The sequence below is a fragment of the Cupriavidus sp. UBA2010 genome (assembly GCF_002335265.1).
GTDB lineage: Bacteria > Pseudomonadota > Gammaproteobacteria > Burkholderiales > Burkholderiaceae > Cupriavidus > Cupriavidus metallidurans.
Map to the genome: position 1 here is coordinate 90805 of NZ_DDCI01000017.1, position 12019 is coordinate 102823.

Annotated in this window: 8 protein-coding genes; 1 reads left to right on the forward strand and 7 read right to left on the reverse strand. The window is 66.5% G+C overall.

The window, feature by feature from the left end:
* The 3 genes from B2246_RS13065 to B2246_RS13075 all read right to left on the reverse strand — a co-directional run.
* The coding region (locus tag B2246_RS13065; RefSeq protein WP_286882443.1) for an alpha/beta fold hydrolase at window positions 1-837 on the reverse strand (837 nt) is incomplete at its 3' end.
* 107 nt (window positions 838-944) lie between these two features.
* A complete protein-coding gene (locus tag B2246_RS13070; protein WP_286882471.1) occupies window positions 945-3278 on the reverse strand; it encodes a polysaccharide biosynthesis tyrosine autokinase in 2334 nt (777 codons plus the stop codon).
* Window positions 3279-3348: 70 nt separating this feature from the next.
* Window positions 3349-4845, reverse strand: a complete 1497-nt coding sequence (locus B2246_RS13075) for a mannose-1-phosphate guanylyltransferase/mannose-6-phosphate isomerase (RefSeq protein WP_224444899.1) — start codon at window positions 4843-4845, stop codon at window positions 3349-3351.
* A 374-nt stretch (window positions 4846-5219) separates the two neighbouring features.
* On the opposite strand from B2246_RS13075, the gene B2246_RS13080 reads away from it, so the two are divergent.
* Window positions 5220-6269 (forward strand): DUF1839 family protein, encoded by a 1050-nt coding sequence (locus B2246_RS13080; RefSeq protein ID WP_286882442.1) that lies wholly within the window; start codon window positions 5220-5222, stop codon window positions 6267-6269.
* An 80-nt stretch (window positions 6270-6349) separates the two neighbouring features.
* Here B2246_RS13080 and B2246_RS13085 read toward each other — a convergent pair whose 3' ends face one another.
* The 4 genes from B2246_RS13085 to B2246_RS13100 form a co-directional block, all read right to left on the reverse strand.
* Entirely contained in the window at window positions 6350-7078 is a 729-nt protein-coding gene (locus B2246_RS13085; RefSeq protein WP_008650019.1) for a Crp/Fnr family transcriptional regulator, read from the reverse strand.
* 398 nt (window positions 7079-7476) lie between these two features.
* Complete coding sequence (locus B2246_RS13090) at window positions 7477-10071, reverse strand: glycoside hydrolase family 2 protein (protein WP_035882952.1); 2595 nt, start codon at window positions 10069-10071, stop codon at window positions 7477-7479.
* Window positions 10068-11051, reverse strand: a complete 984-nt coding sequence (locus tag B2246_RS13095) for a DUF1839 family protein (protein ID WP_035882951.1) — start codon at window positions 11049-11051, stop codon at window positions 10068-10070. The genes B2246_RS13090 and B2246_RS13095 overlap by 4 nt, the downstream gene beginning before the upstream one ends.
* A complete protein-coding gene (locus B2246_RS13100) occupies window positions 11052-12017 on the reverse strand; it encodes an amino acid--[acyl-carrier-protein] ligase (RefSeq protein WP_186425776.1) in 966 nt (321 codons plus the stop codon).
* Window positions 12018-12019: the final 2 nt, after the last annotated feature.

Below are 12019 nucleotides of genomic sequence, written 5' to 3' on the forward strand. Positions count from 1 at the left end.
GTTGGCACTGTTGGCACTGTTGGCGCTGTCGGGTGCGGCCTCCGCGCTGGCCGACACTTCAGGCTGGCGTGCCGTGCCTGATTTCACCCAGTCGGCTACGTGCTTCCAGGCCTCCACGGGCACATCCGCGAACTCGGTCGAACGCATCATCTCCGGATACTCGGCGAACGGCGCCACGTCGACGTCAACGCCAGCCTCCCCAAGTTGCCGAGCCATTGCCGCGACTGGCGATGCCGCATCTGGCCACGCATCGAGCAGCAGCACGCGACGGGCGGGCACGACGTCATCGAGCCGCATCGCCTGGATGGCGGCGATGGTCGCGGCGGACAGGCGGAAGCTGAGCACGTCCTGCTCGCCGGCAGGCGTGGGAGGTACCTCGAGTTCGGGAATCGTGCTGTTGCGCCAGCCCGCATGCAACGCGCGAAGCTCCCGCAGATACAAGCGGCCGTTGACGACAGGGGCCAGCATGACCACGCCGCTGACTTCCGGCCCGCGCGCGGCGGCAAGCGCGGCGAGCGACGCCCCCAGGCGAAGCCCGCATAGCACCACCCGGGTGACGTGCGTCTGCCTGCGTAGGGCCGCGACGGCCGCCGCGATATCCGCCAGCGCGCCGCCGAACATGTCCGCGCCGGGCTCCAGATCGGCGGAATCTCCTGTGCCACGGTAGTCAAAGCGCAGCACCGGCACACCAGACGCCGCCAGCGCATCGGCCAGATGCCGCCACGCGCGATGGGACCACAGCATCTCGTGGCCCTGCGGCGCGCACATCACCACACCCGTGTCGCCCCCAGCCTCATGCAACCACCCCGCGCAGCCTTCGAACACGACCCTTCTCATGGGTCCTCCCGTTGCAATGGACGGGGTGCCCACGCCAGCCCGCCTCCGCGATGTCGCCCAGACCGGCGTCCGCAGAAACGGGTACGCACCCCGCCGGGCCAGGCCCGTCAGCTCGTTGTTGTCTTGTCTTCCACGGCAGGGACGTGGGCAATCTGCCGGACCGCTGGCATGACCGTAGGCATGCCGAGATAGGGATTCATGGTGCCGAAGCCGACGCGGTTGCTGCGCTTCGGCATCACGCCGTTGAGAATGCCGCCCGAGAGACTGGCCCCGGCGCGGGTCAGGCGCTTGATGGTTTCCTCGACCTGCGACGGCAGCGTCGAATCGGCGCGCAGCACGAGCAACGTCGCGCCCACGACATTGGCGACGAGCATGGCATCCGCCACGGCCAGAACGGGCGGGGTATCGATCAGGACGAGATCGAAGCGCTCCGCACCGGCACGCAGGCAATCGGCAAAGGCAGGACGCATGAGCAGTTCCGACGGGTTCGTAGGCGGCGCGCCGGCAGGCAGGATCGACAGCCCATTGACGACGGTTGGCCGTGCCGCGTCGACCAGCGTGGCGCGGCCGGCCAGCACTTCGGCCATTCCCGGACCCACCGGCTGGCCGAACCAGCTCGACACCCGCCCGCGGCGCAGGTCCGCATCGACGAGCAACACGCGCTGGCCCGCTTCGGCGAACAGCACAGCCAGGTTGACCGAGACAAACGTCTTGCCCGCCCCTGCGGTGGGGCTGGTCACGGCCACCACCTTGTTGCTGCCCTCGCGACGCAGGAAATGCAGTGCCGCGCGCACGCTGCGCAGGCCCTCCACGGCCATCGAATGCGGCGCGTTGCGGGCCAGCAGGTATTGATCATGCAAACCCCAATGGCCCGGCTCGGCATCGCTGGCCCCATGCGGCAACGCCTGCGCGACCTGGCGCCCGGGCTCCGGCGCCTGCAGCGCCAGCATTGTCCCGATATCCTGGTCCTTCGCCGTCAGCAGCCGCTCCAGTTCCACCTGTTCGCGGCTGTACGCGACATCGCCGAGCATGGCCAGGCCAAGCGTCTCCTCGGCATCATTGGCGGTGGCCACGGCCGGCTTCATGCGCTGGCGCACCGAGACCACGCACATCGCCAGGCAGATGCCCAGCAACCCGCCGCCCATCGTGAGCGGCGCGGTGCCCACGCCGATTGGCGAGACCGGTGTCAGCGCGATGTCGACCACGCGGGTCTGCCGGGTGCTGTCGAGCTTGGCCAGCGAGAGCTGTTCGAGCCGGTTGCGCAAGGACATGTACATGTCCTCGGCCACCTTGACGTCACGCGTCAGGGCCACGGATTCGCGCTCGGAGACCGACAGCGTCTGCATCCGGGTATCCAGCTCCTTGCGGTCCCGCGTGAGCTGCTGGATCTGACTGTCCATCGTCCGTACTTCGTTCGACTCTTCCGTGAAGCGCTGCAGCAGCTTGGTGCGGTCGAGCTTGAGCTGGGCGATCTGCTTCTGGTAGTCGATGCTGCTGTTCAGATACGACTGGGCGTCCTGGCTCGGCTGCATCGATCCCGTGCGCGAGCGGTAGCGCGTGAGCGCCGCCTCGGCGCGTTCGAGCTCGTCCTTGACGCGCGGCAGTTCGCCGCTCAGGAAGGCCAGCGTGGAGGCGGCTTCGTCGCGGCGCGTCTCGGCCTGCCCGGTAATGTAGGAATCGGCGATGCCGTTGATCAGCGCGGCTACCGCGGTACGGTCACTGCTCTGCCACGCGATGCGTACCGTGCTGGTATCGCTGCCGTCGCTGCCGATGCGAAGTTCCCGCGCCACGGTATCGATCGTCTGCGCCGTGTCGTGCCGTGTGATAGTGAATCGCGTGCCCGCGCGCGCGTCGATGCGCGACACCAGAATGGACACGCCATTCTCTTCGACACGGCTGCCGATCTTGCCATCGGTCACGAGCTCGCCGTCGAGCGTCAGGCGATAGGCATCCCCAGGCAGCACTTCGAGCGTCATTGGTACGTTGAGCAGGCGCTCCGGCACGTCCAGGGTGCGGATGTCGACCCGCTCGCCACCCCACGCGTAACCGAGCCGCTCTGGCCACGGTCCCCGGAGCTTGCCCGCCTGCGCGAAATGCGCGGCCACGCCGCCCAGCAATGGCGCGCGCAGCGGCTCGACGGAGATGTACAGGCGCAGGCGCTCCACCACCGGGCCGACCACCGCGCGGCTGCGCAGCATCCCCACGTCGAACGGTTCGGTGTGCTGCGTGGTTCCCGAGCCGTCACCCTTCTGATAGATCTGCACGAGCGTGTGGGCATCGTAGAGATTGGGACGGGAAATACCGATCATCGCGGCAATCGTGGCGCCAATGACGCCAGCCGCGACAATCCAGCCGGCATGGTCCATCCATGCGCGCAAATGGCGCCCCCCCTTGCGCGTGGTGCTGCTCCCTGGCGCCGGCATTGCGCCGGCAGATGACATGGTGCTCACGAAATACTCCCCTGACGCCTGGCTGGCTCCCGGTGGCCATCGCGCACCGGGGGCTGCGGGACTACTTGCGTCCGTAGTTGTCCTCGACTCTGACGATGTCGTCCTCCCCCAGATACGCGCCCGACTGCACCTCGATGATTTCCAGCGGCGTCTTGCCGGGATTTTCGAGTCGATGCAGCGTGCCGATCGGGATATAGGTCGACTGGTTTTCGGTAAGAATGCTGGTGGTCTCACCGCAGGTCACCCGTGCGGTGCCGCGCACGACGACCCAATGCTCCGCGCGGTGGTAGTGCATCTGCAGGGAAAGGCTCGCACCAGGCTCGACGACGATCCGCTTGACCTGGAAACGGTCGCCATGGTCGATGGAGTCGTAGCATCCCCACGGCCGGTGTACCTTGCGGTGATTGACGATCTCCGCGCCATGCTCCTGCCGCAGCCGCTGCACCACGTTCTTGACGTCCTGCACGTGGTGCTTGTCGACCACAAGCACCGCATCGGCGGTTTCCACCACTACCACGTCCTGCACGCCCACGCACGCGATCAGCCGGCCCTCCGAATGGGCCAGGCACGAACTCGCGCCGTCGAACAACACGCGGCCACGGCCGGCATTGCCGGCGTTGTCCTTCGTGGCGATATCCCAGATGGCCGCCCACGAGCCCACGTCCGACCATCCGGCATCCATTGGCACGAGCATGCCGGGGATACCGCGCAGCCCGTCGAGCTTTTCCATCACCGCGTAGTCGATCGAATCAGACGGACAGGTGTCGAACGCCTCTTGTCCGATCCGGAACACATCGTCCTTGCCGCTATCACTGGGCTGGCCCGTCTCGTAGGCCGCGCAGCAACGGGCGTGCATCTCTGGCTGGAGTTGCATCACGGCCTTGAGCCACACCGATGCCAGCACGACAAAGATGCCGCAGTTCCACCAGTACTCGCCCGAGTCGACGTAGTGCTGCGCCAGCTCCAAGTGTGGCTTCTCGACGAACCGCTCGATCAGGAAGCCACCCGGCGGCACCGGCACGGCGGCGCGGATGTAGCCGAAGCCTGTTTCCGGCGCGGTGGGACGCACGCCCAGCGTGACGATCGCACCGCGCTCCGCGTGCAGCACAGCGGCGGCGATGGCATCACGGAAGGCATCGCTATCGGTCACGCTGTGATCGGCCGGCGTGGCCACCAGCACAGCATCGCCACCTTCGCCAGCCGAAGCCATCGCGTGCAGCGCAGCCATGGTCAGCGCGGGCGCGGTATTGCGGCCGCACGGCTCCGAAACGATGCGCGCGCGCTTGCCCTTGCGCTTGAGCATGTCGGCGACCATGAAGCGATGCTCCTCGCCGCATACGACGATCTGCGGCGCCTCGACACCCGCCGGACGGCCAGTGCGCGCGGCGACGCCTTCCAGGCGGGCCGCCGTGGCTTCCAGCAGCGTATCGTTGGCCACCAGGTTGAGCAACTGCTTGGGATACTGTTCGCGCGACAGCGGCCAGAGCCGCGTGCCGGCACCACCCGCAAGGATGACCGGCTGAATCACCGGCCGCTTCACAGGCTGGATCACAGGCATGGAGGTTGCCCGTCCTGGCGCCAACACCGCTGGCGCCTCTACCTGCGCCTGCACCATGACAGGTGGCAGGATCTTCCTCTCCCGGCTTCGCACTCTCATCATGCCCCCGCCTCTACGCAGATATAGGTTCGCAAGTTAGTTCCGGACCGCTGTCCGGACGGATGCCGCCAGTGTAGAAATTCAGCCCGCGCCATCTCTGTTCGATTCCGCACACGCTCGCCGGCGGGGCCGTGCGGCACGGCCGCGCATCTCGCCGTTCTGTGGCCCAGCGTACCGATGCGCGCGCGCGTTGTCGCTGCAATAGCGCTGATTGCGCCCTTGCCGGCCACGGCGGGCAAAGCACAACAGGCATTCGAACCTTGCGGAGAATCGACATGGAGCGCGGTACTGAAACTGTCCTGGGGACGCTCGCGGGTTGCGGCGGAGCGGACTCTCCGGCAGCCATCGCCCCCGCGAACACGCGGCCGGGCGGCCTGCACGGCGAAGACGCGATCTGGCAGGAAACCAACTGCTACATGGACCTGTGGATCGAACTGCTCTACGGCTGGGGACTGGACCCGCGCGCCGCGCTGGCGTTCACGGTCACCCAGGACTTCGAAGGCGACCACTTCACGTTCTTCAAGTATCCGCAGGCCGATATCGAGCAGCTTTATGGCACTGTCGTGCAGGAGATGGCCGTCTACGACACGCTGGAGGCACACGTCGCCGAGCAGGTCGGTCGTGGCCATACCGTGCTGGTCGAAGTCGACAGCTACTACCTGCCCGATACACGCGCCACGGCGTACCGTCGCGGGCACGTAAAGACCACGATCGCCGTCGACCAGATCGACACGGCGGCCCAGCGGCTCTCGTACTACCACAGCGTGGGTTACTACACCGCCGAAGGCGAGGACTATCGCGGATTGCTGCGGCTCGATCCTGCCCTGCGCGACAACGGGGACGTGCTGTTTCCGTACGCCGAATGCGCCAAGCGCGTGCGGACGCCGCTGCAGGGCGCGGCACTGGCGAACGCCGTGGCCGTGCAGATGCGCCGGCATCTGGGCCGGCGTCCCGCGCACAACCCCGTATCGCGCTGGCGCGAGGCGTTCGGCGATCAGGTCGGCAACGTACTGGCGCGTGGCGATGCGTACTTTCATCACTATGGATTCAACCTGCCGCGCCAGCTCGGCGCGAACTTCGAGATGCTGGGCCACTGTCTGACCTGGCTCGGCGAGCACGGCTATCGCGTGCCGGCATCGGCGACCCGTGGCGCGGCGACGATCGCGTCGGAGTGCAAGGTATTGCAGTTCCGGCTCGCGCGCGCCGTGGCGCGTGGGCGCCCCGACCTGTGCGCAGAGACACTGGACACGCTGGAGGCGGCCTACTCGGAGGTCATCGAAGGGTTGCTGCAATCGTTCGGCAGCATCGATCCGGCGCATTCCTGAACCCCTCGTCGTGAAAGAGGGCCGACACGCCTGGCGCGCCGGCCCTCTCCCCTGCTCCATCCCCATCCCGAGGCGATGTATCAGGCGTGCACGTCGGCCAGCGCTGGCAGCAGGCGGTCGTACTCGCGCTTGACCAGCTTGTAGCACTCGCATGAATGCTTCTCCAGGCCGCAGCGATCCAGCACGGTGATATGGCCGCGGCTATGGTGGATCAGTCCAAGGTCCTCGAGCTTGCCGGCGGCTTCGGTCACACCTTCGCGGCGCACGCCGAGCATGTTGGCGATGACCTGCTGCGTGATCACCAGTTCATTGGTGCTCATGCGGTCGATGGCCAGCAGCAACCAGCGGCAAAGCTGCTTGTTGAGCGAGTGGTGGCGGTTGCAGGCGGCGGTCTGCGCGATCTGCGTCAGCACGGCCTGCACATAGAGCAGCGTCACGCGCTGCAGCGCGGGCAGCTGACCCAGCTCGGAACGCAGCACACGGGCCGGAATCCGGTATGCGAAGCCCGGGCTGCGCACTTCCACGCGACTCGGCATCGTGTCGCCACCGGTCACCACGGGAATGCCCACCAGCCCCTCGTTGCCGACGGCCGCGAATTCGACGGTAGCGCCGTCTTCCAGCAGTGACAGCAGCGAGACCACCGACGTGGTCGGAAAATAGACGTGGACGATACGCTGACCCGAGTCGGTCAGCAGTTCGCCGGCACGCAGGCGAACCAGCTCGAAGTGCCTCGACAACGCTTCCCATTCATGGCGCGGCAATGCGTTGAGCAAGTGATTGACATGCAAGTCCGACCGATGCGTGATCATTTTTAATTCCTCCTTCTGATCCCGAAGCGGCTTCGGAACGCATCCCGCGCCAATCCAAGCGCCCAGGATACGTGACCCGGTTTCGCCGCTCCACCCGTATTCGATTGATGGCGCAAGCCGGCAGCCCTGAGGCCGCCACCCGTTTTCTCCGCCGGGGTTCGGCCCCGACTGGCTGTGTTGTTGCTGGCTCTATTAAGTGCTATGCCGCACAGAACCGACAGTAGGCGAACGGTTGGGTCGGCCAGTCATGCTTTGGTAGGTTGGATGGAGGAAAACGGTGGAGGTGCATGGTGTACGCATAGGCGGCACCCGCGCGGGGCGCACCCGGTGACAGATGCGCCCGCCGCGCCAGCGTTGGGCTGGCGGGAAAGGTTGAAGTGGGATGAAGGAGGTTGAGATCAGCCGTCGTAGCTGACCGGGCGGGAAGCATTGAGTGCCGAAACTTCGCCCGAAGGGATGGCGCTGGCGCCGCTGGTGACGCCGGCGTCATGCATCAGGCGGATGCGCCGCGTTTCACCCGGGCCAAGGTGGAACCAGTCGGTCTCCGGCTGCAAGGCATGGTCCACGATATGGACCCACCGCGCGAAGCGCCGCGTTCCCACCGTGAGCCACCATTCGTCGCCTTCGCGCGCCACGCTGGCCTGCAGTTCCGGCTCGCGCAGCGCAGCGGCGCGGCGATCCGGGAGATACACCGACTGACTGAGTGGCGAACCGAGCGGCGAACCAAGCGGTGAACCGGGTGGCTGATTGAGCAACCCGTTGTCCTCATCCATTGGGTGTAGCGTGGCGATGACCACGTCGTGCGCGGGCGGGCCAAACCGGTAGGCGTAGGTGAAATCGAAGAAATGATCGAACATCTCCGCCGCGGCCAGCCTGCGTGTCTCGCGTGGTGCCAGCGTGAGCGTCTGCTCGGCCCGTGCCGCCACCGCCTCGCCATCGCGCAGGCAGCGCAGCGTCAGACATACGGTGCGTGGCGTGGCGGATTCGTTGATCACGTGCGCGTGCAGGCCATTCAACCCTTCATCCGTCAGGATGACCTGCAGCGGCTGCCATACCTGGCGCAACGCATGCCATGCGGACTTCGGCCGCGCGCGGGCATCGACGATGCCCCATCCGGCGCCTGGCATCAGATCCTGCAACTGCCAGACCAGTCCGCCCTGGCACGTGGACCCCGCACGGCGCCATTCACCGAAGACCTCCGTCATGATCTCGGCCACGACCGCGCGCGACAGCGCCAGGTATCGTTCCGGCTGCTCGTAGCGCAGCCGGGGCGGATCAACATCGAACAGATCCCGCAGATAGAAATCGCGGATGTCCTCGAAGTCCCAAGCCGCGCCTGCGTCACGCGGCACACGCGCCTTCCAGCGCGGATCATGCAGCGGTTGGGACAGGCCCGCCTCGGAAAGCGTGCGCGCGCACGGCACGTTCGCAAAGGCCAGGCATTCCGAGGTGAAACGGACGTTTGCCATCCGCGCATCGGACAACGGGCGCTGATAGGCGCCCACGCCGTAGTAGTGACTGACGCCCGTATCGGGCTGGAACGGCCACGCGCCCTCGCTCGGCGAATTGCGCACGTAGATCACGTCGGGCCGATGCTCGCGCACGAGCGACGGAATCAGTTCGTCGAACAATGGCTGGCGCCAGACGTTGCGCGGCGTTCCCATCATCGCGGCCTGCTGTTCCGACTCGCTGCCACCGCACAGCACCGCAAGGCTGGCGTGCGCCCGCGTGGACGTCAGCCACTGCGCCACTTCGCCCGCGGCATCGGCCATCAGCGCCGGGCTGGCGCTGGACTCGCTGCCATAGTCGAAGTTGGCGAACATGAAGTCCTGCCAGACCATCAGGCCGAGCGCATCGCACTGGCGATAGAACGCCTCTCCCGGATAGCAGGTGACGCCACTGACGCGAACCATATTGGCCCCGGCATCGCGCGCGAGTTGCAGCCAGCGTGCCACGGACGCGTCCGTATCCGCCAGCCCCGGGAGATCGTGACTCGACACACAGGCGCCACGGCAGAACACGCGCTCGCCATTGACGCGCAGCGCGAACGCGCCTTCGTCGCCGGAGCGGTCCTCGGTGATCGTGCGGAAGCCAGTATGCCCACACGCGATTCCATGCGCGCCGATAGTCGCCTCGACGCGGTACAAGGCGGGTTCACCATGCGTATGCGGCCACCAGCGCTGCGCCTGCGCCACGCGCAGCGTGCCGGCAAGCGAATGCCCGCCGACGCGGCGCAATTCGCCCTGCCACACTGTGTGGTCGGGGCCGATGGCCGCGAACGTTCCGTGCTCTGGCGCCGGCCCCGGAAAGTGCAACTGAAGCACCACGACGCCGTCATCACCATCCAGATGACTCGACAACTCGGCGCGCACGCCGTGTGTGACGTCTGCGCCCGTCGGATCGAGCAGTTCGATGTCGCGCCACGGCCCTACCGCATGAACGGGCGGGCACCAGCCAGGCATATGACCAAGCAGCGTGGTGCGCACCGCGCGCAGCGTCGGCGGCACGATCATGCGCGGCTTCCAACGTACCGGCCCGCGCTGCGTGCGCAGCCACGGGTGCATCGCGCGGAAGCAAAGGTGCAGCACGTTGTCGCCGGCCAGTTCCACCTCCACCTGATGTGCGGTGAACATGTGCCGCGCGGTCAGCACCTTCGTGCCGTTGAGCCAGACCTCTGCCAATGTCGCCAGACCATTGAAGCGCAGCAGCCGGCGTCCGTCGCCCTGAAATCGAAGCTTGTACCAGTAGTCGTGCTGATGCAGTGGCGGCGGCGCAGCCTCGTCCCAGCGGCCTGCGGCACGCAAGGCGCTAGCGACGGTACCCGGTACCGGTGCCGGCAGCCAGTGTCCGCCATCGCCGAGTTCGCCCGGATGCGCGACCGCGTTCGCGAACGTTTCCAGCAGGGTCCAGTCGCCTTCAAGCCGTGCATCGGCCACGGCTACGCCTGGGCGCAGTATCGGCAGCAGAGCCGGCTCCGGATCGCGCGCAGTCATGAGACGGTCTCCCCGAAGCACGCGGCCAGTGCCGGCACGGTGCCCTGGTAAGCGGCCTCGAGCTGCGCCAGGCAATCCTGGCATCCGTCGGGCTTGTGGCTGATCACGGCACGCATCAGGCGGAACTGCATCACCATGGCTTCCGACGCCATCGTGTAGCAGGCTTCGGCCACCGTATCCGGCACCACCTTTCCGTTCATCACCAGCCAGCGCACGTAGCGGCCCATCAACTCGAAATTGGCGCCGAGCTGGCGCAACACGCTCGCGGCGTAGATCTGGAAGTTGGGCTCGCCGCGCGACATCAGTTGCTCGAGGTGTGCCGGAAATGCCTCGCGGAAAGCCTTGATCGGATTCTGGCGCGGACGGCGGGCCAGATGGCTGCGCAGCAGGTCCATTGACGCCCGCAGCAAGGCATCCTCCGCCTGCGCGGCAAAGCGGCGGCGCACGACCTCCGCCTGCGGAAACGACGCGGCGCCCCAGGACGACTCACCATCGGGGCTCCGAAAGATCGACGCGTAGTCGTCGCCGCTCGCGGTGTGATACCCGTCGTGATGGTAGTAGCCCACGGCCGTGGCCTCGGGCACCAGCACGTCGATCGCAATGCAGGACCGCGCGTGCTGCCGCCGATACGCGCCGGTCGGCTGCGGCAATTGATAGTTATCGACCTCGAGCAGCACCACGTTGCCGCGATTGGTCTGCGCGGCCACATGCGTTTCGAGTCTGCCGTAGGTCGACAACTCGTCCTTGACGATGCCGTAGAGCAGTTCGAGGTCCGCTGATGGAATATTCAGCGATGTGAACTGGTCACCCTCGAAATCGAGGGTGACCGTAAATGGCAATGCGGCGATGGGCTCAAGCTCCCATCCATGCAACAACTCGATCCAGAGATCGATATGGCGGTTGGCATGCGACCACACGGGGTTGCCCCCGTGCAGCGCATAGGCTCCGCCGCGCGTGCGCACCTTGCCATCACCGTACATTTAGACGCCTCCCAGCGTTTCCCTTACTGCCTGAGGCCACTTGGCTGGGTCCAGTCCATGGTGCTTCAGAAGCGCCAGCACCAGCCGTTCGATACCGAAACCGACGCAGCCCGTGTGGGCGACGCCACCGTCGTGCAGTCCGATATGCCAGAGCGCGCCGAAGTGATCCATGTGGTAGTTGAAGCTCATGCAGGCCGTCGGCGGCGCGCCGTCGTTCACCGGGATCAGCAGTTCGAACTTGAGTTTCAGTTCGCGCTGGCTGTCGGCCACGATCTTGCCGCCGCGCCCGAAGAACGGGTCATTGGCCACGTCGACTTCCACCGGAAGCTGCAAGGCCCGGCCGAACGCCAGCCCGCGCTCCATCCACAGCTCGCGGAACGCCACGATCCGCTCGGGGGACCCCAGGCAGACGTACTCGCGCTGCCGGAACAACTGCATCCGGGTAGGCTCCAGCGACGGTTCGTGCCGATAGCAGTACGACATCACGTCGACGATCTTGCCCTCGGCGGGCAGCGGGCCACGCTTGCCGATGACGGGATAGATCGGGTAGCAGGCGGCGGGCGTCATCACCACGCCCGTGAACTGCTGCTGATCGGTCCAGTCCTGCTTGTCCTCGAGCCGCGCCAGCAGTTGTCGATGCCCGCGATCGTCGCCGCAGAAGCTGTGGATCGTGCCGGCAAGCTGCGGAAAGCTCTTGAGGTACTCGCTGGTTTCAAAATCATCCTTGCCGATCGCTGGCGGGAAGCGCAGCACTTCGGCGTTCTGGTCCGCGCCAATCCGCGTGAACGCGGCATTCAGGCCGTCGGCGATGCCTTCGAACACCGCGCTGCGGCCGTAGAGGCCACGCACGCCAGTCTGGATTAGCAACCCCGCTGCCAGCAGCGATTCGAGGAACGTTGGCGGTTGCGCGGCCATTGGGTCCGCGCCACCGGCCGGACGTGCCTCGGTGAGAGTGTGTGCATCCATGG

Coding starts and splice junctions, on each gene's coding strand:
- B2246_RS13090 (WP_035882952.1), bottom strand. CDS start 10,071: ATGACTGCGCGCGATCCGGAGCCGGCTCTGCTGCCGATACTGCGCCCA.
- B2246_RS13095 (WP_035882951.1), bottom strand. CDS start 11,051: ATGTACGGTGATGGCAAGGTGCGCACGCGCGGCGGAGCCTATGCGCTG.
- B2246_RS13100 (WP_186425776.1), bottom strand. CDS start 12,017: ATGGATGCACACACTCTCACCGAGGCACGTCCGGCCGGTGGCGCGGAC.
- B2246_RS13080 (WP_286882442.1), top strand. CDS start 5,220: ATGGAGCGCGGTACTGAAACTGTCCTGGGGACGCTCGCGGGTTGCGGC.
- B2246_RS13085 (WP_008650019.1), bottom strand. CDS start 7,078: ATGATCACGCATCGGTCGGACTTGCATGTCAATCACTTGCTCAACGCA.
- B2246_RS13070 (WP_286882471.1), bottom strand. CDS start 3,278: ATGTCATCTGCCGGCGCAATGCCGGCGCCAGGGAGCAGCACCACGCGC.
- B2246_RS13075 (WP_224444899.1), bottom strand. CDS start 4,845: ATGCCTGTGATCCAGCCTGTGAAGCGGCCGGTGATTCAGCCGGTCATC.